This is a genomic window from Arthrobacter sp. TB 23, assembly GCF_000294595.1.
Lineage (GTDB): Bacteria > Actinomycetota > Actinomycetes > Actinomycetales > Micrococcaceae > Arthrobacter_D.
On record NZ_ALPM01000063.1, the window covers coordinates 165,762 to 184,834 of the forward strand.

Consider the following 19,073-nt stretch of genomic DNA (forward strand, 5'->3'; position numbering starts at 1 on the left):
TTACTGGCCGGGACGTTCCGGGCGAACTTCGGCGGGGTCGATGCCGAGGGCGGCACGGAGGTCGGATTCGCGCTCCTGCATCCCTGTCCGCAGCGCATCAGCGAAGTTGGCGACACCATCAGTCACTTCGCCCATCGCACGGTTCAACCCGGCAGGCCCGTAGCTGTCGGCGACGGAGGCGAGTTTCCGTACGGCGATGACGCCGATGGCAACTCCGGCGCCCATCCAGATGACGCGCATGATCATTGTGTTTTTCATCGTTTCCTTAGCGGCTGCGGCGGCGGGGAGCGGGCTTGCCTCGACCGGCCAGGGCGGTGCGCACCCCGTAGGAGAACGCGGCAACCTTGATCAACGGGGCACCGACGGTAGCGGCGATCAGGGATGACAGGGCCGAGAGGTTGGCGGTCGCGTCGGAGACGTTGGACGTGATTCCGTCGACATTCTTCAGCTGCTGATGCGTGGTGGTGACGGTGCTTGTCACTTCCTCGATCAGGGGTGTGGTTTCGTTGCTGACACTCCTGATGGTGGTCCGCAGTTCGTCAAACACTTTGCCGAGCTTCCACACCGGTATAGCCAGCAGTGCGACCAGCACCGCGAACACACCGGCTGCGATGAGACCGGCGATATCTCCACCAGACATGGATCGTGTCTCCTTTTGAATCAGGTAGGCCGCCTGGGCGTCGATAGCTCAGCGGCGATAACTTACCTATGTACCTTACCTACTCAAAGGCCCGCGGCGTGTGCCGCGGGCCTTTGAGCGCCGGTCCTTGCTGTAAAAGCTAAGGAACTAGCGTGCGTAGTACTCCACCACGAGCTGCTCTTCGCAGGTCACTGGGACCTCGGAGCGCTTCGGGCGGCGCACCAGGCGCGCCTGGAGCTTGTCCAGCTGGACCTCCAGGTAGCCGGGTACTGCGGGCAGCACATCGCGGTGCGCGCCTGCGGCGGCAACCTGCAGTGGGTCGAGGACCTCGCTGCGTGGGTGTACGTGAATGAGCTGTCCTTCGGCGACGCGGTAGGACGGGCGGTCAACGCGTGAACCGTCGACCATGATGTGACGGTGAACGACGAGCTGGCGAGCCTGCGCGCTGGTGCGGGCGAAGCCGGCGCGGAGCACCAGGGCATCGAGACGCATTTCGAGCAGTTCAATCAGGTTCTCACCGGTCAGGCCCTTGGTGCGGCGAGCTTCCTCGAAGACCCGGGTCATCTGGGCTTCGCGGATGCCGTACTGGGCGCGCAGACGCTGCTTTTCGCGCAACCGTACAGCGTAGTCGCTGTCCTGCTTGCGGCGGGCGCGTCCGTGCTGGCCGGGCGCGTACGGCCGACGTTCCAGATACTTTTCGGCCTTAGGGGTCAAAGCAATGCCGAGGGCACGCGAAATGCGAACCTTGCGGCGGGCACGTGTGTTGTTAGCCACGAATACCTTCCATTATTTTTGCGGCAAAGTTGCGCTGCTGCCCAGTTGGTTTCCCAGTTGAACGGCAGGCACTTTCAGTGTCGCTGGCCTCCACTTGCGGAGAGCCGGGAGTGGCCGCTTCCCGGTACTACAGTTCGCAGTGCGCGCAGCCCTGCCCCGAAGTGAACCGCCGGAGCGGGTCATGCCTGAATGAATCAAAGCTTCGATGGTGGGTTGCGCAGAACGCGACTTGCCAGTCAACCGTCAATCCTAGCAGTGCTGCGGGCACCGAGCTGAATCACTTGCCGCGGATGATCCGCCGCAGTCGGGCGAGCCTGGAGCCGATGTCCCGTTCGGCCCCACGATCGGTGGGCTGGTAGTAGTCGTGGCCGGTCAGATCATCAGGTGCGTATTGCTGCGCGGCGATGCCGTGCGGCTCGTCGTGGGAGTAAAGGTAGCCGCTGCCGTGCCCCAGTTGTTTGGCCCCCGGGTAGTGGGCGTCCCGCAGGTGCTGCGGAATGCCCTGCCCCCGCCCGGCGCGCACATCGGCGACGGCTGCGTTGATTCCGTTGTACGAGGCATTGGATTTGGGCGCCGTCGCGATATGCACCACCGCCTCGGCCAGGATGATCCGCCCCTCGGGCATGCCGATCAACGCGACGGCCTGTGCTGCAGCGACGGCCGTTTGCAGGGCGGTCGGATCGGCCATCCCGACGTCCTCGGCGGCCGAGATCATCAGCCTCCTAGCCACGAAGCGAGGGTCCTCCCCCGCCTCCAGCATCTTCGCTAGATAATGCAGCGCCGCGTCGACGTCGGACCCCCTCAACGATTTGATGAAGGCACTGGCGACGTCGTAGTGCTGGTCGCCGGCACGGTCGTAGCGCAGGGCGGCCACGTCGACTGCTTTCTCGGCATGTTCGAGCTGCACCAGAACCTGCTCCCCGGGCTCGTCGGTGGCCGAGTGGGCCACCCCGGCTGCGGCTTCGAGGGCGGTCAGTCCCCGGCGTGCGTCCCCTGCGGCCAGCCGGACCAGGTGTTCGAGAGCGTCGTCGCTGACCCGAACCGACCCGTCGAGTCCCCGCGGATCATTCACCGCGCGGGTCAGGAGATCGGCGATGTCCGCCTCGGTGAGAGGTTTCAGGGTTTGCAGCAGGGACCGTGACAGCAGGGGTGATACCACCGAGAAGGAGGGGTTTTCGGTGGTGGCGGCGATAAGCACCACCCAGCGGTTCTCGACCCCGGGCAGCAGCGCGTCCTGTTGTGCCTTATTGAAGCGGTGAATTTCATCGAGGAAGAGGACCGTGGTGGTGCGGTGCAGGTCGCGGGCGGTGAGGGCCTCGTCCATCACCCGGCGGACGTCCTTCACCCCGGCGGTAATGGCCGACAGCTCAACAAAGGTCCGGCCGCGGCCCCGCGCAATCACATGTGCGAGCGTGGTCTTACCGGTGCCTGGCGGCCCCCAGAGGATCACCGAGGACGGTCCTGCCGGGCCGGTACGGTCGGCGTCGCCCGCCAGGGTCCGCAGCGGCGACCCTGGGCCGAGGAGGTGTTGCTGACCCACTACTTCGTCAATTGAACGCGGCCGCATCCTCACGGCCAGGGGGCTGCGGTGGCGTTCGGCACTGGTGACGCTGTGGCTGGTGACGTCGTCGTCGTCGTCGGACCCGTACGCCGCGCTGAATAGATCATTCACACAGCCAAGGCTACTGTGAAGCACTGAGGGTGGGGCTATCGGCAGCCGGCCCAGCTGAGGGACAACCAGTCGCAGAGGAAACGGAGACGCTAGTGGGATCACCGCGCCAGGTGCTGGTGTCACCCGAGCGGCTGCCCGGCTGGGTGGAGCGGTTCAGTGCGGGGAACGGCGGTTTGGCTCCGACCGACGGGCTCGACGACGACGCCCGGTCGCGCGGGGCGCTCATGCTCCGCGGCGCCAACGGCTGCGTGGCCGTGCTCCACCCGCCCGGGGAGTCCGGCGGGGAGTCCGCCGGGGACAGCCCGGGGGGCCCAACGGTCGATGACCTGGTCGCGGCGGCCACCAGCCAGCGTCTCATTGGGTTGCTGCTGGTACGCCGGGGCGGCTATGCGGTGGGTGTGGCCGAGCACGGCAAGCTGGTGGCGTCGAAGACCGGCACCAAATATGTCCAGTCCCGGACCGCGGCCGGCGGCTGGTCACAGCAGCGCTTCGCGCGGCGGCGGGCCAATCAGGCGGCCGGGTTGGCCGATGCAGCAGCGGTTCATGCGGCGCGGCTGTTCGCCGAGCACAGCCCCGGCAGCCTGCAGCTGGGCGGAGACCGGCCGCTGGCCAGCGAAACCCTGGCGAACCCGGTCCTGCGCAGCTATCGGGCGCTGCCGCAGCTGGCATTCCTGGTGGTACCCGATCCGCGGCTGGACATCCTCAAGCAGGCAGCAATCGACGCCCGCTCGATCAGGATTACCATCACCGACCCGTGACTCGGGTGCGGGTTGATGCGTCGGTTGACCTGCCTCAGCCGGTTGATGCGTCGGTTGACCTGCCGGTTGCCGGACTTACCGGCGTTCGTCTGAGGCGCGTTGGGCGGCGTCGCGGAGACGTATAACAGCCTGATCGGGATCGTCCGCACCGTACACCGCGGAGCCTGCGACAAAGACTGTTGCCCCGGCGTCGGCGGCCCGGAGGATGGTGTCCTCGGTGATGCCACCGTCCACCTGAAGTGCCACCGGCAGACCGCTCCCCCTGATCGCTTCGGCCGCGCGCCGGATTTTGGGCAGCATGACGTCGAGGAACGGCTGGCCACCGAAACCGGGTTCGACCGTCATGATCAGCAGGAGATCCAGTTCGCCCAGGAGGTCGAGGTAGGGTTCGACGGGTGTCGCCGGGCGTAGCGCCATGCCTGCCTTGGAGCCGATGCTGCGCAGTTCGCGGGCCAACCGGATCGGCGCCGCCGCTGCTTCGGCATGGAACGTCACTGAGGCTGCACCGAGTTCGGCGTAACCGGGAGCCCACCGGTCGGCGTCGTCAATCATGAGGTGCACGTCCAGCGGAAGGTTACTGACCTCGTGGATCCGTTTGACCACCGGAAGACCAAGGGTCAGGTTGGGGACGAAACTGTTGTCCATGACGTCCACGTGCACCGCATCAGCCGACGCAATACGTGCGAGCTCTGCCTGCAGGTTGGCGAAGTCGGCGGACAGGATGCTCGGGTTGATGCAACAGGCGGTCATGGCGCTCCTTGGGCGGAAGAGGATGGTTCTATGCAGTGCGGCGGATCAGGGCCAGATACATCGCATCCGTGCCATGGACGTGTGGCCAGAGCTGGGCTGTCGACTCGTGCCCGGCGGCCAGCGACCCGGTGAGGCTGACGCCGTCGAGGACAGCGCCCGCGTCGATGAGTTCGACGTCGTCACGGCGGCGCAGGCAATCCTGGACCACCGCCGAGGTCTCGGCCGGGTGCGGGGAACAGGTCACGTAGGCGACAACTCCCCCGGGTCGGACGGCCGTCAGCGCCGCGGCCAGGAGTTCACGCTGCAGCGTTCCGAGTCCGGCAATGTCGGAAGGCTTGCGCCGCCAGCGGGCTTCCGGGCGGCGGCGCAGCGCGCCGAGTCCAGTGCAGGGCGCGTCCACCAGGACGCGGTCAAAGGTGTCGGGGAAATCCTCGGCGACCGTTCGACCGTCGCCGACCCGGACGGACCAGACCGCAGGGTCGAGCGGCCGGAGTGCCTGCCGCACCAGCTGGGCCCGGTGCTCCAACGGCTCATTGGCCACCAGCGTGTTACCCCGCTGCTGTGCCAGGGCACCCAGCAGTGCCGACTTGCCGCCGGGGCCAGCGCACAGGTCCAGCCACTGCTCGGAGTGGCCGGCAGTGCCGGTTTTCACCGACCCCGCTCCGTCTTCCGCCGCCTCCGGTTTCACGGCTTCCGACTCAGCTGGCACCAGCTTCACTGCCGCGAGGGCACGGGCAACCAACTGGGATCCGGCATCCTGGACCCGGGTGGTGCCGGTCCTGATGCTTTCCAGGCGGCCGACGTCGCCCGCTGAGAACAGTGCCGATCCTTCGGCCAGCTCCCCGGGAACAGCCCCGGCTTCGAACGCCTCATCGAGGGACCCCAGCCCGGGGAGTGCCAGTAAATTGACTACCGGTGCCGCGTTGTTCGCCGCGAGCAGCGTTTCTATCTCGGACACGTCCCGGCCGTGGTCGACGAGGGCCTGCCGGAGCGCCCGGACAATCCACTCCGGGTGGCTGTGGGTAAGCGAACTGATCTTGGTGGCATCGGTCAGGCCAGCGGTGAGTTCTGCTGTCCACTCCTCAAGGGATTTCGATGAAACCCGCCGCAGGACTGCATTGATCAGAGCCGACGGTCCGGCACCGATGACGGCGCGGGCGAGGCCGACGGTCTGGTCCAGTGCAGCATGAGCGGGAATCCGCATGGCGAGCAGCTGGTGCGTGCCGATCCGCAGGGCATCGAGGATGGCAGGATCGAGCTTCTCCAGGGGGCGGTCGACGCACTTCGCCAACACAGCGTCATACGTGCCCTGGCCGCGCAACGCTCCGTAGGCCAGTTCGGTGGCAAAGCCTGCGTCGCGCTTGTCGAGCTTGTGTTTGCGGATGCTGACCGGCAGCACCAGGTTGGCGTAGGCGTCGTCGGCGGCGACGGCGCGGAGCACCTCGAAGGCGACCAGTCGTGCCGGGTCGGCGCGTCGGGTCCGCTCCGATGGTGCGGCGGTGGAGAACCCGCGCGGCTCTGACCTGTTACGTTCCCGTCCGGCCGCATTGCGACGGCGGTCGGAACCGCCCGCTTTGCCCTGCCCTGGATTGCTCACGAAAATAACCTCGTCACGAAAAAACCAGCTCTCCTTGTTGAAGGGCGCCGCGCGCCCAGTCCTGTGCACGCATCATCTTTTTCCCAGCAGGCTGAATATCGCCCAGCACCACGGGAGTGGAGCCTGTTCCGACCAGCACGGCAGCGCCGGCCATCGTCACTTCGCCCGGGGCGAGAGCCGCAACCGCGTCCGCACCCACATCGGGATTCGCGACCCACGGCGACACCGGGCCCACCTTTACCCGCTGATCACCCAGCTGGGTCCAGGCGCCCGGCTCGGGTGTCACACCATTGATCCGTCGGCGGACAGCAAGAGCCGGCTGACCCCAATCCACCCGGGCATCGTCGATGGTGAGTTTGGGTGCCAGGCTGATATCTCCCTGTTGGGGAACTGCCACGGCCTGGCCGGCCGCGATGGCTGACAGGGTCTGGACCAGCAGGACGGCGCCACTGTGGGCTAGCCGTTCCAGCAACTCGCCACTGGTGTCGCTGGGTTGCACCGTTTCGGTCATGGTGCCGAAGACCGGCCCCGTGTCGAGGCCCGCTTCCAGGCGGAAGGTGGAGGCTCCGGTGATTTCGTCGCCGGCGATGACTGAGTGCTGCACCGGGGCGGCACCGCGCCAGGATGGCAGCAGCGAGAAATGGAGGTTGATCCAGCCATGCTGCGGCAGCTCCAGCGCTGGCTGCGGAACCAGCCCGCCGTAGGCAACGATGGCTGCCACTGCGATATTGAGGTCGGCAATCTGCGCGGTAACTGCGCCGTCAATCCGGTTGGCGCGAATGACCGGGAGATTCAGTTCCGCCGCTCGGGCGGCTACCGGACTGGGCGTCATGATCCGTTTACGGCCCAGTGGCGCGTCTTCACGTGTCAGCACCGCGACGACGTCGAACCCGGCAGCCACCAGCGCGTCGAGGGAGGGCACCGCCACGGCCGGAGTGCCTGCAAAGAGCACCCTCATGATCGTCTGGCCCCACTCCGGCTCGTCCCAGTGGTTGGTCGGGCGGTTGACGCTCCGAGCCCGAAACTGGAACCGAGTGACTGTGACCGGTCACGGGTGGTCTGGTCGGCAACCGAGGAGTAGGCCGAGCTCCGGATGGCACGCATGGCGGCTTTGCGGTGCTCCCCGTCGAGGCGTTCGATGTACAGGGAGCCGTTGAGGTGGTCGGTCTCGTGCTGGAAGCAGCGGGCGAGCATACCGGTGCCCTCATAGGCGACAGCGTCACCATGGATATCCACGCCAGTCACCCGCGCCCAGTCCGCGCGCTTCAACGGGTAGCCGAGTCCGGGGATCGACAGGCAACCTTCCAGTTCCTCGTCCCCGGTCCCGGTTTTTACCTCCAGGACAGGGTTGATGACGTACCCGGAAACGTCGTCGATCCTGAAGGTGAAGACCCTCAGGCTCACCCCCACCTGGGGCGCTGCGAGTCCGGCGCCATGCACGTCGTCCATGGTTTCCATCATGTCGGAAACCAGTCTGGCGAGTTCGGGTCCAAAACTGGTGACCTCGGCAGAGGGGGTTCTCAGTACCGGGTCGCCGATGATCCGAATGCTCAAGACGGCCATGCTCTCCGTGGTCCTAACGTTGGGAATACTTCACTTTGGGTCGATGCCATTCTAGGCGCGAACCTCGTCGACCTCGGTCGAAGGAAGGCTAGCCGACCATCCCGCTTGCCGTGACGCCCGCGGCGGGTACCGGCGGTGGGCCGATGGGCAGCAGCGCGCGGCCGGCGGCGGCGGCGTCGAGCCCGGCCTCCCAGGACCGGCGCAGGGCACAGAACCGGAACCAGTGCTCTTTCAGGACCTCGGGGTTGGCGCGCATGGCGCGTACCTCGGTCTTACCGATTGCGACTCCCAGCAGGATCAGCTCGTGGTCATACTTCCACGGCTCCCAGACCCCCTTCTCGCCGTCGACCAGGCTTTCCTGAGCTTTCATGCCGGCCACCAGTTGCATCACCACTTTGTCGTCCAGCGGTTTGACCTGTCCGTCACGGTCGGTGTTCTTGGTCTTGAAGTCGATCAGGCACAGCCGTCCCCCAATCTCGGCCAGTAGGTCAAGTGTCCCGGCGTAGCCGACCTCGTCGTTCCAGACGGTCAATTCAGCAGCGATCGGGCGGACCTGGTAGAGCGTCCACCATTCGTCAAACCGGTCGGCGAAGGCTTCCTCGCCGTTCTCCACCAGGGCTAGCCGGGCGGCGTCGACGTCGTGCGCCTGTTCCAGATCACGAAGCGCCACCTGTTCGCAGTAGTAGTGCACCCGGGTGCCTCTGCCCGCTGCCTCATCGCGGTACCGCTCCGCAGCGACTGATGCGTCCTTCACGACGGTCCGGAGCTGCGCCGGATTGCCCAGTGCCGCGGGGACGCGGGGATCATTGGCGACGGCGTTGGCAGCCATGTAGCCGATCCACCCGTCCAGCGACGCAGCAGCCTGCGAGATCACTGTGGTGATCGAGGGGACTATCGGGCGGTCCCTGGTGGAGCGGGAATACATGCGTCCGTGCTCTGTTGAGTGAGCCAGCAGCGGTTGTGTCATGCTTCCAGTCTGACATCGGATACTGACAATCTACATTTGGCCCGAATCTGACGCTGGTGGACGCGGATTGGACGAACCCCATTTCCTCCTATAGAGTTTTTACTCGTTGGAAAACGACGAATAACCCTGCAAATCCAAGGATTTTCACTGGGTTATGGATCATCACTCAACATGCGGACGTAGCTCAGCTGGCTAGAGCACCACCTTGCCAAGGTGGATGTCGCGGGTTCGAATCCCGTCGTCCGCTCGCAAGTCACTGTAGCTGTCGAAGTACGTTTCGGCAGTCCTGGTTTACTAGGCACGGTGGGGTGGCCGAGAGGCGAGGCAGCGGCCTGCAAAGCCGTATACGCGGGTTCGAATCCCGTCCCCACCTCCAGTACAAAAGCTTGCACCCATCTCGATGGGCGATTGGCGCAGCGGTAGCGCGCTTCCCTGACACGGAAGAGGTCACTGGTTCGATCCCAGTATCGCCCACTCAAAGCGGTTCCCGTGGTTTCTTCGGAATTCACCGGGTACCGCTTTTTCGCGGACGTAGCTCAGCTGGCTAGAGCACCACCTTGCCAAGGTGGATGTCGCGGGTTCGAATCCCGTCGTCCGCTCCACACCACGCAGCACCCAGGACACCCCCAGCTTCGTTTGGGGGTGTTTTTTCTTGCTGGTTCGGCTCCATGCGACCCCGATGCCCGCGCGGCGGACGGTTTCACTGGGCCTGAGCACCGCCGCCCAGGGACAGCCCGCCGGTAGCGGGCCTCCGTGCAGGGCTTGGCCCAGGATCAGTGCAGCAGTTTCAGGCCCACCACGCAGGCCACAATCCCGAGGACCAGCAGCACTTTGATGACGGACGCGGATTCGCCGTCGAAAATCATCGCGTAGGCCACAGTCAGCGAGGCGCCGATTCCCACCCACACCGCATAGGCGGTCCCGACGGGCAGTGTGCGCATGGCCCAGGCCAACCCGACCATGCTCAGCGTCACCGCGACACCGAAAACGATTGAGGGAACCAGCCGGGTGAACCCCTCGGACTTCCCCAGGGCCGTAGCCCAGACGGCTTCAAGTACGCCGGATACCACTAGAACAATCCATGCCATGACAGTCTCACTCCTGAAACGCCGTCTTGTCGCTGACCGGGTACGGCGCACCTCGTCCGGGTGCCATCTGGCTCGTCAAGATTGTCACACCCCCGGTGCCGGGGCAATCTGGGTGGGAACTGGGTGGAAATACGCCGAGGGCGGACACCCAGGTGTTGCACAGGTTACGTCCTTGGAACTGCCATTCCATCGGCCTAAGATATTTGGCAGAGGGAACAACAGGTTCCCGGATCGAAAGGAGGTGCCTGTGTCTGTATTTGACGGGCTCAAAGGCAAGGCCGGGATGCTGAAGGAAAAGGCGACCGAGCTGGTGGGCGAGAACTCTGGCAAGATCAAGGACGGCATCGGTCACGCTGGCAACTTTGTTGACAGCAAGACCGGAGGCAAGTACGCCGACAAGATCGACAAGGTTCAGTCCAAAGCCTCCGAAATGGTCGATAAGACCGACCGCGGGGACACCAACCGGCCAGCTGGCCCCGGGACTCCCCCGGCCGTATAAGACCTACTGCTCGACAAGAAAGTGCCGGTCCTGCCGCGAGGCAGCACCGGCACTTTTTGCGTGCCAGGGGTCTGGCTAGGCTTCACTGCCCTGGCGTGCCAGGGCTGTCAGGCGTGACACCGCACGGTGATACTTCTTCATGTAGCCGCCGGTCATCATTTCCTCGGTGAAGAGCTGGTCGAAGGCTACGCCGCTAGCCAGCACCGGAATGTCCTTGTCATAAATCCTGTCCGCGAGGACCACGAAGCGGAGCGCTACCGCCTGCTCCGAAATAGTTGTCACATTGTGCCAGGCAATGAAATCGACGTCGTCGATCAGCTGGCGGTACCGGCTTGGGTGCACCCCGGACAGGTGCTTCACCAGATCGCTGAACGTATCCTCGGCGAGGATGCCGTCCGGGCCGGCCCTGAGCTCACGTACCCGGTCGTGAAGGCCGGATTCGCTGAAGGGGACGGGTGCCTCGGGAAGGCCCCGGTGACGGTAATCCTCGCCATCAATCCGGAGCACGTCGAACTGGTCGGCGAGGACCTGGATCTCCCGCTGGAAATCCACTGCCGCAAAACGCCCATCCCCCAACGAACCGGGAAGGGTGTTGGACGTGGCCGCGAGCTTGACCCCGGCATCCGCCAATTCACGCATCAGGCGGGACATCAGGACCGTGTCTCCTGGATCGTCGAGCTCAAACTCGTCAATGCAGACCAGCGCGTAACCGCTCAGCGCGTCGACGGCCCGACGGAAGGACAGCGCACCCACCAGGTTGGTGTACTCGACGAAGGTGCCGAAGGCCTTTTTACCGGCTGTTGCATGCCAGAGGGAAGCGAGGAGGTGGGTCTTTCCGACACCAAAACCGCCGTCGAGGTAGATTCCGGCCCGCGCCGCTGGCTTCTTCGCGCCGAAGAGCTTCCGCAACCCTGTCGGCTCCGGCTGATTCACCATGTCGGCGAACTCGGACAACGCCTTGACGGCCGCGGCCTGCGACGGCTGCCCGGGGTCCGGACGGTAACTGTCGAAGGACACCTCACCGAATCGAGGGGACGGATAGAACCCGGTCAGGAGTTCGTCGACCGAAACTTTGGGGGTCCGCTGGGAGAGCTGCTCGATTGTTGCCACGGTAGGCAAGAATACGGCACTTTCGCTGGCCGCCGCGCCCTGCGACGACCCCACGGCCCGCCATTTATGGCATGCGGTGAACGCATCGGAAATAAATGGGGGAACGCGTGGTTAGGCTAGTAGAGACCACAAGAACGTCACGAGAAAGGCCAACGGATGTCAGTCGCAGCAGACCCCCATGAGAAGTTCGCTCACTATGCCCACCCGGAACGGCTCGTCTCCGCGGACTGGCTCGCCCAGAATCTCGACAACCCGTCGGTCGTGGTGGTGGAGTCTGATGAAGATGTTCTGCTGTATTCCACGGGCCATATCCCCGGTGCGGTCAAGGTCGACTGGCACACGGATCTGAACGATGAGGTGACCCGCGACTATGTCGACGGCGCCGCTTTCGCCCGGCTGATGTCGGCCATGGGAATCACCAGGGATTCGACAGTCGTCATCTACGGCGACAAGAGCAACTGGTGGGCAGCCTACGCGCTCTGGGTTTTCAGCCTGTTCGGGCACGAGGATGTCCGGCTGCTGGATGGCGGCCGCGACAAGTGGCTCGCCGAGGGCCGGCCCACTACCACCGAGGTGCCGGCGCCCCAGACCGCCGACTATCCGGTGGTGGAACGCAACGACGCGCCGATCCGCGCCTATCTGAGTGACGTCCTCGGTCACCTGGGCAAACCGCTGATCGATGTCCGCTCCGTGGACGAGTACACCGGCGCACGGACCCACATGCCTGCGTACCCGGAGGAGGGCGCGCTTCGCGGCGGTCATATCCCAACCGCGGCTTCCGTCCCGTGGGCTCGCGCCGCCGCCGAGGATGGCACCTTCAGAAGCCGGGCCGAACTCGATGCAATCTACCGGGATGAGGTGGGCCTGAAGGACGACGACGACGTCGTCGCCTACTGCCGTATCGGTGAACGGTCGAGCCACACCTGGTTTGTCCTGTTCCACCTGCTGGGCTTCACCAAGGTCCGCAACTACGACGGTTCGTGGACCGAGTGGGGCAACGCTGTGCGCGTCCCGATCGTCAAGGGTGAAGAGCGCGGCGAGGTTCCGGCGTCATGACCACTGAACTTCCCACCAAATTGAGTGAGATTGTCGAGGACTTTCAGGCCCTCGACGAACCTGACAGGTTGCAGCTGCTGCTCGAATTCTCCCAGGGTCTCCCCGAGCTCCCCCAGCACCTTCAGGAGCATCCGGAACTGCTGGAACAGGTGGTCGAATGCCAGACTCCCCTGTTCCTCAGCGTCGACATCGACGACAGCCCGGAGCAGATCGTGCGCCTGTACTTCTCGGCCCCGCCTGAGGCTCCGACAACCCGCGGGTTCGCCGGGGTGTTGCTGGAAGGTCTCGATGGGCTCTCCTCGGCCGACATCCTCGCCGTGCCGGACGACGTTCCGGACCGGCTGGGACTCACCCGGGCCATCACGCCGCTGCGGATGCGCGGGATGACGGCCATGCTGGGGCGGATCAAACGCACCGTCAGGGCCGGGCAAAACAGCTAACCGGCTTGCCCGTTCCGGACGCCCGGGCGGGCGCGGCCGTGGAGTACGGGGGCAAGCCAATTGGCCACCGTCTGCTCCCATTTCATCGGGTCCACATTCCATTCCTTGGTATGGCGGGCCCGGTGGAACCGCTCGAAGGTGACAAACGCAGGGTTGCGTTCCGCAAGTTCAGCCGAAGCACCCACCGGCACGAACTCATCGTCCTCGCTGTGGATGATGAGTGTGGGAATGGTCAGCTGCTCGGCCCGTGACACCCAGTCGAGGCTCTTCAGGTCGAGCGGTGCCGCGAGGCCCGTGGCTTTCCGGCCGGCCCGGTTGGTCAGCAGCCACTGGCCAAGCCGGCCAATCGGCGCGGGGATGCGGTTGAGCTGGGCGTGATACGCCAGCACCTCAATCCAGTTGACCACCGGACCGTCAAGTACCAGCGCCTTGATCCGCTGACGATGACCCGAGAGGTCGGCGGTCTGCAGGCAGATGGCGCCACCCATCGACCACCCAAAAAGCACCACGCCCTCGGCGCCGTGTGCCACCGCGTAGTCGATTGCCGCCTCAACGTCACGCCACTCGGTCATCCCGAGTCCGTACCTGCCATCGGCTGCGTGCGGGGCTTCGCCGTCGTTCCGGTAAGAGGTCAACAAACTGGTCATGCCCAATGACCTGGCCAGACGCACCGCCCGCAGTCCTTCGGTCCGCTGCACTCCCCTGCCGTGGACCATAACCGCCCAATCCTTCGAGGCTTCCTCGGCGCGGATCAGCCAGGCCGGAGCTACTCCCCCGTCAACCGGGATGTCCACCTCTTCATCAGCGAAGCCAACCGCCGACGGCGACGGGAAGACCGCGCCGCTCCACCAGCCCCGCGTCGCGCTTGCCAGATGCCCGGAGTACACCGCCTCCACCTCGCGTTGCACGGTCCCTTCACGGGGAACGTAGGACAGGATCGCCCCAATCCGGGCATGTCCTGCTCCACCGTCGAAGTAGAGACTGTAGGTCCCTTCGACGGTGGTGTCGTCATTCGCGGGGAGAATGACTTGCTGGCTACCCCCGGTGCCGATCACCGCCAGGATGTCGAGGTTTTCGTCCCTGACCCGGGCTGGGGTCACTACCTGGCGCGCGAAATGCGCGGCGAGACCGGAGGTGCCGGCCGCAATTGTTGAGCCGACGGCACCACCAATCCCCACCCCGAGCATGGTCCATTTGACCCAGGGGGCGGTGGTGGACTGCTCCGGCACCGTGGCGGAAAGTTTACGCATACCCCCATTCTTGCCTGTGGACCGGAGGATCGGCGGCACACGGGAGCGGGGTGTCGTGAGAGCTGCTGTCTCCGTGCACTAGGGCGCCACGCGTTGGAGCACTAGTCTTGGCTCATGTCCGAGACGATAGTGGTACTAACCGAAGAAAGCCTCAACGACGGCGACGCGAAGAACCTGTTGACCCTGGTGGGTGAGGAACAGGCCACACTGCTGGTGTTGATCCCCGATGACCGGCACAAGAATGTGATGGCCGAGTTCTTCCATCACCTGAGCTTGCTGGAGTTCGCCGACGCGTTCCGCGAATTGTCCCAGGGGCAGCCATCGGCCCAGAAATCACGTGGGAGCGCAGAGGCGGCTCTCGAAGCGTCGCTGCGGGTGGCCGAGGCCCACGGCCTTACCGCCCACGGGTTTATTGCCACCGGCAACGCTGTCGAGGCAATGGTCGACGCCGTCAGCCAGCATGGCGCACAGCAAGCGGTTGTCATCACCCGACCGCACGCCGTCGCCGATACCCTCCACACCGACTGGGCGAATCAGGCCCAGGACCGGCTGGGAGTGCCTGTGCTGCACCTCTATTCCGGTTCGGGATTTATCGGCGGTTCTTAGGCGTTGAAGGAATTATGAGCACAACAGAACCCAGCGATGTCCCTGTCCAGAAGACCGACGACGAATGGCGCTCCGAGCTAACCAGTGAGGAGTACCGCGTCCTGCGTCAGGCTGGTACTGAGCGGCCTTATACCGGCGAGTACTACGACACCAACACCAAGGGTGTTTACCAGTGCCGCGCCTGCGGGCACGAACTCTTTACCAGCAACGAAAAATTTGATTCACATTGCGGTTGGCCATCCTTCTGGGCGCCCCTCGCCGAGAACACGGTCCGCTACCTGCACGATAATTCCATGGGGATGCAGCGCACCGAGGTCCGGTGTGCCAACTGCGACTCGCACCTCGGCCACCTGTTTGAGGGTGAGGGTTATGGCACCCCCACCGACCAGCGCTTCTGCATCAACTCGGTGTCCATGAAGCTGCTCGAACAGTCCTAGCAGAACCGCGGGGAGGTCCAGCATGTCTGGGCCTCCCCACCAGTGCAACCCAGTCACAAATAAGAGTTGCTTATGCTCAAGGGTTTTTTGAGTAAGTAAACCTTTTCAGTTGCTACGCTCGCTTTCATGACTTCGACGACCATTGACACCAGCCTCGCCTCACCTGCCGGAGCCCCTGAGCGTTCACCCGCCTGGCATCAGCTCAAAGCCGCCGCTTCGGCCCTTCAACCGCTCCAGGTCAAGGACGGATCCGTCCCGGAAACCTCGAACCATGCGTTGGCGTCCGAACTGGTCGACGCTATTGTCGAGGCGATCAGGACCCTGGCTCCGTCTTTCCCCCACGACGCCGGCTACCTCACGGCCCTCGTGGAGGACTTCCAGACCTGGCAGTCCTCGGACTTCGGAGTGCCCGATTTCCTGAGCTCGTTGCTGCAGTTCCAACCGCAGGAGCATCGGGTCGACGGCCTCAGGCACCTGGTGGTGTTCCCCATGTACACGCAGAACGGCAGCACCAACCGGCTGGTCGAAGCGGTGCTCATTGAAGTGCTCTGGCCCGAGTTCATTGCCGAGCTCGAAGCCGGTGACTACTCCAACAAGCTCTTCGTCCCCATCCGCTTCCTCGACTTCACCGCCGGATACGACACCAACTCGGCAGTCCTCTTCCCGGAGACCGTCGCCGTCAGCACCACACCGCAGTTCACCTGGGGCGCCATTTTCGCCGACCGCGAAGCGGCACGCTTCCGCCGGGTGGTCACCGCCGCGGCGGAGATCACCAAGCTGGAACTGCCTGCCGAAGCCAGCGAGCTCGTGGGAGACCAACAGCTGGCCGAGCAGACCTTCGTCATGTGGGACCTCATCCATGACCGCACCCACATGCGCGGTGACCTCCCGTTTGACCCGTTCATGATCAAGCAACGCATGCCTTACTTCCTGTACTCCCTGGAGGAACTCCGGTGCGACCTGACGGCGTTCCGCGAATCAGTGAAGATCGCCCTCGACGAATCGGCTCCCGACGAGACCCGCCGTCATGCACGACTGGTGCAGTACGCAGTCATCTTCGACCGGATCTTCCGCTTTTCCATCACCGGCAGCAGGGTCCGCAACTACGACGGTCTGGGCGGTCAACTCCTGTTCGCGTGGATGCACCAGCACCACGTGCTCCACTGGACCGACAGCCGCCTGAGCATCGACTGGGCGGAGGTTCCCGACGTCGTCATCGCCCTCGGCGAGAAAATTGAGCAGCTCTACTGGCGCTCCATTGACCGGCCGAAGACCGCCCACTGGCTTGCCGCCTACCAGCTGGTCACCGAAACCGTGACACCCCACCCGGCGTCGGTCTGGGCCAAGGGCCCGGACGCCCTCGAACTGACCGGACCACCTCGTGGATTGACCGATGCCGTCCTCGACGACGAATTCCCGCTGTCGATGTTCTTTGAGGCATTGGACCGCAAAATGAAACCGGTCATCGAGTCCACCGCCGGTATCACCGGGGCCGCTGAATGAGCAACGCGTTGCCAGCACTCGACGGACTGACGGTGGTGGTGGCCGGCGCCGCCGGCGCTTCGGGGATCGCGTGCGCCACCCTGCTCCGCCAGCAGGGTGCCGCGGTGGTAGCTGTCGGATCCCACGCCGGCCGGCTTGAGCAGGCGCTGGGCCAGCTCGACGACGTCGACCGCCGGGTCTGCGACCTGGCCGATGCCCAGGCTGTCACTGCGTTATGCCATGCGCTCACTGCGGACTATGAGTCACTGGACGGCCTGATTCATCTGGTGGGCGGCTGGCGCGGCGGCAACGGAATCACCGGGCAGACGGATGAGGACTACGAGCTGCTCCACACCAGCGTGCTCACCACCTTGCGGAACACCACTCGTGCCTTCTACCCCCCACTCCTCGCATCCTCCAGGGGGCGGGTGGCCATCGTGTCCTCCACAGCCGTGGACAGCCCGACGGCGGCAGCCGCCTCCTATGCGGCTCTCAAGTCAGCCGCGGAAGCCTGGACCCGAGCGGTGGCCGACGGATTCCGGCGCGATCAGGACGCCGCCGGCGACAGCACCACCCCGGGCGCCGGTCAGACATCAGCTGCCACCATCCTCGTGGTGAAAGCCCTCGTCGACGACGCACTGCGGGCCGCGCATCCGGAACGCAGATTCCCCGGGTACACCCATGTCGATGATCTGGCCGCAGCGGTGGTTGGTCTTTACGCCGCCGAGGCGCAATCGGTAAACGGACAACGCATCATCCTGCCCAGTTAGGGCAAACGCTACTGCGTGGCGGCGTCCTCGCCGCCCCAGGCCTTCGCGTAAAACTGCGGGGAAAGTGAGCTCACCAGGTCCGCGTAGTAACTGGGCTGCAGCGCCTGCGCTGAACCGGCCGGGACACGCGAGGCGAACGCTGAAACACCCAATCCTGCCTCCTGACCCGCCAGCGTCAGGCCGGCAGCTTCCAGGATCGTCGGGTACATGCTCAGCTGGTCCACGCGGGGGCGCAGGTCACTGTTACCGTCCTCGCCCGGCACCCAGATCCGGTTGAAGATGGTGCGGTTATTGTGGTCCGTCAATTCCGCCTGGAACGCATGGCCGCCACCTATTTGCTTCAGGTGGTCACCCATAATCACTACGGCAGTGTCCTCGAGATAACCCTGCTGCCTCATGTGGTCCACGAATCCGGCCACCTGCGTCATGGAGCAGGAAAACGCGGCGGTTACCTCGCTCTGCGTACCCACGGTGCAGTAGTCATAAATGTGCACCGGCTCATGCGAATCCAGGGTCAGCATCGAGAGGTTAAATGGCTGACCAGTCCTCTCCGCCTCGGCGTGCAGTTCGTCGACCTCGTCTTTCGCGTGGGCCAACAGGCGTTCATCGCTCAGACCCCAGTCACTGCGGAAGGCCTTCTCCGGCTCACCCGCGGCACGCCAGTCCGGCAGGTCCTTCACCTCGGAGTAGCCGTGCCCGCCCAGGAAGACGTCTTTCGCCGCAAACGCGGCATTGGCGCCGCCAAGGAATACGTTCGTATAGCCGTACTCAGCGAGCACATCGCCCAGGCAAGTCACCCCTTCGAGGTACGTCTGGACGTTACCGCCGAGCGCGTTGTAGGCGCCGCCGCCCGAGGTGGAGCCGATACCCTTCAGCGGGATCCCGCACTGCGTCGCGGTGATCCCGGACATGGTCCAGCCGCCCCCCTCGTACTGCTTCAGGTTCTCGACGCTTTGCCAGCCATCCGACGCCTTCGTGGCCGCCTTGAGCGGAGCGAAGACATCCTTCCCGAAGAGCTGGTCGTCCTCGAGCGTGGCCTCCCCGGACTCGAGATAGATCAGTACCAGGTTGCGTTTGTCCGTGTCGTCGGTGATGGTCGGTTCCACATAGAAGTCGCCGAAGTCGTACCCGGAGTTGGCCGCCTCAAGGTAGTCCCGAACGCCTACCGTGGCGGCAAAAGCGGTGGTCCCGCCGATGACGACTGCGGCCACCAGGGCGGCAGAAACGGCGCGCATGATCCACTGCACGCGAGGCGGCCGCCGAAGGTCGCCATCACGGCGGCGCTTACGGCGCCGGAAAAACAGCCAGAGCGCGATCCCCACCGTAACCAGCAGGGGCACCACAGCAATGCCTAGGATGCTGATCCAGACGATGGACCCGCCACCACCATCGGCTTCCACGGCGACAATGTTCAGGAACATCTGGTTGACCGAAATCTCGCCCCAGAAGAGGCGGATGATGACGGCAGCCATGAGGAGGGCGAGCCCCACTCCGATCAGAAGGTGGACCACAAGGTGTCCGACCACGACGCCGGCCCGGCGGGTCACCTGAACAATACGACCAAACATGGCACCCCCTGCCTTTCGGATGCCTGGATGTCCGATGACCATCCGT

Annotated in this window: 21 protein-coding genes, 4 tRNA genes and 1 riboswitch; of the genes, 12 read left to right on the plus strand and 13 right to left on the minus strand. The window is 64.7% G+C overall.

The window, feature by feature from the left end:
* From B384_RS0109195 to B384_RS0109210, 4 genes are all read right to left on the minus strand, one after another.
* Window positions 1–258 carry a DUF6167 family protein gene (locus B384_RS0109195; RefSeq protein ID WP_237715275.1) on the minus strand — a complete coding sequence of 86 codons (258 nt, stop codon included), beginning with the start codon at window positions 256–258 and terminating at the stop codon, window positions 1–3.
* A 7-nt stretch (window positions 259–265) separates the two neighbouring features.
* Complete coding sequence (locus tag B384_RS0109200) at window positions 266–640, minus strand: DUF948 domain-containing protein (protein WP_019482827.1); 375 nt, start codon at window positions 638–640, stop codon at window positions 266–268.
* Window positions 641–787: 147 nt separating this feature from the next.
* Window positions 788–1,414 (minus strand): 30S ribosomal protein S4, encoded by a 627-nt coding sequence (rpsD, locus tag B384_RS0109205; RefSeq protein ID WP_019482828.1) that lies wholly within the window; start codon window positions 1,412–1,414, stop codon window positions 788–790.
* 277 nt (window positions 1,415–1,691) lie between these two features.
* Entirely contained in the window at window positions 1,692–3,086 is a 1,395-nt protein-coding gene (locus B384_RS0109210; protein ID WP_019482829.1) for a replication-associated recombination protein A, read from the minus strand.
* Between the two features lie 92 nt (window positions 3,087–3,178).
* Here B384_RS0109210 and B384_RS0109215 point away from each other — a divergent pair, with 92 nt between their 5' ends.
* A complete protein-coding gene (locus B384_RS0109215) occupies window positions 3,179–3,844 on the plus strand; it encodes an acVLRF1 family peptidyl-tRNA hydrolase (protein WP_019482830.1) in 666 nt (221 codons plus the stop codon).
* A gap of 75 nt (window positions 3,845–3,919) precedes the next feature.
* Here B384_RS0109215 and rpe read toward each other — a convergent pair whose 3' ends face one another.
* From rpe to B384_RS0109240, 5 genes are all read right to left on the minus strand, one after another.
* The gene (gene rpe, locus B384_RS0109220) at window positions 3,920–4,594 is read right to left on the minus strand and encodes a ribulose-phosphate 3-epimerase (RefSeq protein ID WP_019482831.1); all 675 of its coding nucleotides are present in this window, start codon (window positions 4,592–4,594) and stop codon (window positions 3,920–3,922) included.
* Window positions 4,595–4,622: 28 nt separating this feature from the next.
* Window positions 4,623–6,191: an RsmB/NOP family class I SAM-dependent RNA methyltransferase gene (locus B384_RS0109225; protein ID WP_019482832.1), complete on the minus strand. Its 1,569-nt coding sequence runs from the start codon at window positions 6,189–6,191 to the stop codon at window positions 4,623–4,625.
* Window positions 6,192–6,204: 13 nt separating this feature from the next.
* Window positions 6,205–7,149 (minus strand): methionyl-tRNA formyltransferase, encoded by a 945-nt coding sequence (gene fmt, locus B384_RS0109230; protein ID WP_019482833.1) that lies wholly within the window; start codon window positions 7,147–7,149, stop codon window positions 6,205–6,207.
* The gene (gene def / locus B384_RS0109235) at window positions 7,146–7,754 is read right to left on the minus strand and encodes a peptide deformylase (RefSeq protein WP_019482834.1); all 609 of its coding nucleotides are present in this window, start codon (window positions 7,752–7,754) and stop codon (window positions 7,146–7,148) included. Before def ends, fmt begins: the two co-directional genes overlap by 4 nt.
* Window positions 7,755–7,842: 88 nt before the next feature.
* Window positions 7,843–8,721, minus strand: coding sequence for a hypothetical protein (locus tag B384_RS0109240; protein WP_019482835.1), 879 nt, complete (start codon window positions 8,719–8,721; stop codon window positions 7,843–7,845).
* A 173-nt stretch (window positions 8,722–8,894) separates the two neighbouring features.
* Here B384_RS0109240 and B384_RS0109245 point away from each other — a divergent pair.
* From B384_RS0109245 to B384_RS0109260, 4 genes are all read left to right on the plus strand, one after another.
* Window positions 8,895–8,968, plus strand: a tRNA-Gly gene (locus B384_RS0109245).
* Window positions 8,969–9,023: 55 nt separating this feature from the next.
* A tRNA-Cys gene (locus tag B384_RS0109250) sits at window positions 9,024–9,097 on the plus strand.
* 26 nt (window positions 9,098–9,123) lie between these two features.
* A tRNA-Val gene (locus tag B384_RS0109255) sits at window positions 9,124–9,195 on the plus strand.
* Window positions 9,196–9,246: 51 nt separating this feature from the next.
* Window positions 9,247–9,323, plus strand: a tRNA-Gly gene (locus B384_RS0109260).
* A 171-nt stretch (window positions 9,324–9,494) separates the two neighbouring features.
* Here B384_RS0109260 and B384_RS0109265 read toward each other — a convergent pair.
* Complete coding sequence (locus B384_RS0109265; RefSeq protein ID WP_019482836.1) at window positions 9,495–9,809, minus strand: DMT family transporter; 315 nt, start codon at window positions 9,807–9,809, stop codon at window positions 9,495–9,497.
* Window positions 9,810–9,824: 15 nt separating this feature from the next.
* Window positions 9,825–9,886, minus strand: a riboswitch (guanidine-III (ykkC-III) riboswitch).
* A gap of 170 nt (window positions 9,887–10,056) precedes the next feature.
* On the opposite strand from B384_RS0109265, the gene B384_RS0109270 reads away from it, so the two are divergent.
* Window positions 10,057–10,308 (plus strand): antitoxin, encoded by a 252-nt coding sequence (locus B384_RS0109270; protein ID WP_019482837.1) that lies wholly within the window; start codon window positions 10,057–10,059, stop codon window positions 10,306–10,308.
* Window positions 10,309–10,383: 75 nt separating this feature from the next.
* Here the strand turns inward: B384_RS0109270 and zapE are convergent, their stop codons facing one another.
* A complete protein-coding gene (zapE, locus tag B384_RS0109275; RefSeq protein WP_019482838.1) occupies window positions 10,384–11,418 on the minus strand; it encodes a cell division protein ZapE in 1,035 nt (344 codons plus the stop codon).
* Window positions 11,419–11,574: 156 nt separating this feature from the next.
* Between zapE and B384_RS0109280 the strand changes: the two genes are divergently transcribed.
* Both B384_RS0109280 and B384_RS0109285 read left to right on the plus strand, forming a co-directional pair.
* The gene (locus B384_RS0109280; protein ID WP_019482839.1) at window positions 11,575–12,474 is read left to right on the plus strand and encodes a sulfurtransferase; all 900 of its coding nucleotides are present in this window, start codon (window positions 11,575–11,577) and stop codon (window positions 12,472–12,474) included.
* Window positions 12,471–12,914 (plus strand): SufE family protein, encoded by a 444-nt coding sequence (locus B384_RS0109285; protein ID WP_019482840.1) that lies wholly within the window; start codon window positions 12,471–12,473, stop codon window positions 12,912–12,914. Before B384_RS0109280 ends, B384_RS0109285 begins: the two co-directional genes overlap by 4 nt.
* Here the strand turns inward: B384_RS0109285 and B384_RS0109290 are convergent.
* Window positions 12,911–14,164: an alpha/beta fold hydrolase gene (locus tag B384_RS0109290; protein WP_019482841.1), complete on the minus strand. Its 1,254-nt coding sequence runs from the start codon at window positions 14,162–14,164 to the stop codon at window positions 12,911–12,913. The two genes, B384_RS0109285 and B384_RS0109290, sit on opposite strands and share 4 nt — an antisense overlap.
* Before the next feature lie 114 nt (window positions 14,165–14,278).
* Between B384_RS0109290 and B384_RS0109295 the strand changes: the two genes are divergently transcribed.
* The 4 genes from B384_RS0109295 to B384_RS0109310 all read left to right on the plus strand — a co-directional run bounded on the left by B384_RS0109295 (window position 14,279) and on the right by B384_RS0109310 (window position 17,459).
* Window positions 14,279–14,770 (plus strand): hypothetical protein, encoded by a 492-nt coding sequence (locus B384_RS0109295; RefSeq protein WP_019482842.1) that lies wholly within the window; start codon window positions 14,279–14,281, stop codon window positions 14,768–14,770.
* Window positions 14,771–14,784: 14 nt separating this feature from the next.
* On the plus strand, window positions 14,785–15,207 hold the full coding sequence (gene msrB / locus B384_RS0109300) for a peptide-methionine (R)-S-oxide reductase MsrB (protein WP_019482843.1): 423 nt from the start codon (window positions 14,785–14,787) through the stop codon (window positions 15,205–15,207).
* A gap of 126 nt (window positions 15,208–15,333) precedes the next feature.
* The gene (locus tag B384_RS0109305; RefSeq protein WP_019482844.1) at window positions 15,334–16,710 is read left to right on the plus strand and encodes a DUF6421 family protein; all 1,377 of its coding nucleotides are present in this window, start codon (window positions 15,334–15,336) and stop codon (window positions 16,708–16,710) included.
* The gene (locus B384_RS0109310; RefSeq protein ID WP_019482845.1) at window positions 16,707–17,459 is read left to right on the plus strand and encodes an SDR family oxidoreductase; all 753 of its coding nucleotides are present in this window, start codon (window positions 16,707–16,709) and stop codon (window positions 17,457–17,459) included. Before B384_RS0109305 ends, B384_RS0109310 begins: the two co-directional genes overlap by 4 nt.
* Before the next feature lie 8 nt (window positions 17,460–17,467).
* On the opposite strand, the gene B384_RS0109315 is transcribed toward B384_RS0109310, so the two are convergent.
* Window positions 17,468–19,027 (minus strand): LTA synthase family protein, encoded by a 1,560-nt coding sequence (locus tag B384_RS0109315; RefSeq protein WP_035766851.1) that lies wholly within the window; start codon window positions 19,025–19,027, stop codon window positions 17,468–17,470.
* Window positions 19,028–19,073 lie beyond the last annotated feature (46 nt).

What these genes read in the sequence shown, in the direction of transcription:
- B384_RS0109195 (WP_237715275.1), bottom strand. Translation starts at nt 258, where the DNA reads ATGAAAAACACAATGATCATGCGCGTCATCTGGATGGGCGCCGGAGTT.
- B384_RS0109200 (WP_019482827.1), bottom strand. Translation starts at nt 640, where the DNA reads ATGTCTGGTGGAGATATCGCCGGTCTCATCGCAGCCGGTGTGTTCGCG.
- rpe (WP_019482831.1), bottom strand. Translation starts at nt 4,594, where the DNA reads ATGACCGCCTGTTGCATCAACCCGAGCATCCTGTCCGCCGACTTCGCC.
- fmt (WP_019482833.1), bottom strand. Translation starts at nt 7,149, where the DNA reads ATGAGGGTGCTCTTTGCAGGCACTCCGGCCGTGGCGGTGCCCTCCCTC.
- def (WP_019482834.1), bottom strand. Translation starts at nt 7,754, where the DNA reads ATGGCCGTCTTGAGCATTCGGATCATCGGCGACCCGGTACTGAGAACC.
- B384_RS0109240 (WP_019482835.1), bottom strand. Translation starts at nt 8,721, where the DNA reads ATGACACAACCGCTGCTGGCTCACTCAACAGAGCACGGACGCATGTAT.
- B384_RS0109265 (WP_019482836.1), bottom strand. Translation starts at nt 9,809, where the DNA reads ATGGCATGGATTGTTCTAGTGGTATCCGGCGTACTTGAAGCCGTCTGG.
- B384_RS0109280 (WP_019482839.1), top strand. Translation starts at nt 11,575, where the DNA reads ATGTCAGTCGCAGCAGACCCCCATGAGAAGTTCGCTCACTATGCCCAC.
- B384_RS0109285 (WP_019482840.1), top strand. Translation starts at nt 12,471, where the DNA reads ATGACCACTGAACTTCCCACCAAATTGAGTGAGATTGTCGAGGACTTT.
- B384_RS0109290 (WP_019482841.1), bottom strand. Translation starts at nt 14,164, where the DNA reads ATGCGTAAACTTTCCGCCACGGTGCCGGAGCAGTCCACCACCGCCCCC.
- B384_RS0109295 (WP_019482842.1), top strand. Translation starts at nt 14,279, where the DNA reads ATGTCCGAGACGATAGTGGTACTAACCGAAGAAAGCCTCAACGACGGC.
- msrB (WP_019482843.1), top strand. Translation starts at nt 14,785, where the DNA reads ATGAGCACAACAGAACCCAGCGATGTCCCTGTCCAGAAGACCGACGAC.
- B384_RS0109305 (WP_019482844.1), top strand. Translation starts at nt 15,334, where the DNA reads ATGACTTCGACGACCATTGACACCAGCCTCGCCTCACCTGCCGGAGCC.
- B384_RS0109310 (WP_019482845.1), top strand. Translation starts at nt 16,707, where the DNA reads ATGAGCAACGCGTTGCCAGCACTCGACGGACTGACGGTGGTGGTGGCC.
- B384_RS0109315 (WP_035766851.1), bottom strand. Translation starts at nt 19,027, where the DNA reads ATGTTTGGTCGTATTGTTCAGGTGACCCGCCGGGCCGGCGTCGTGGTC.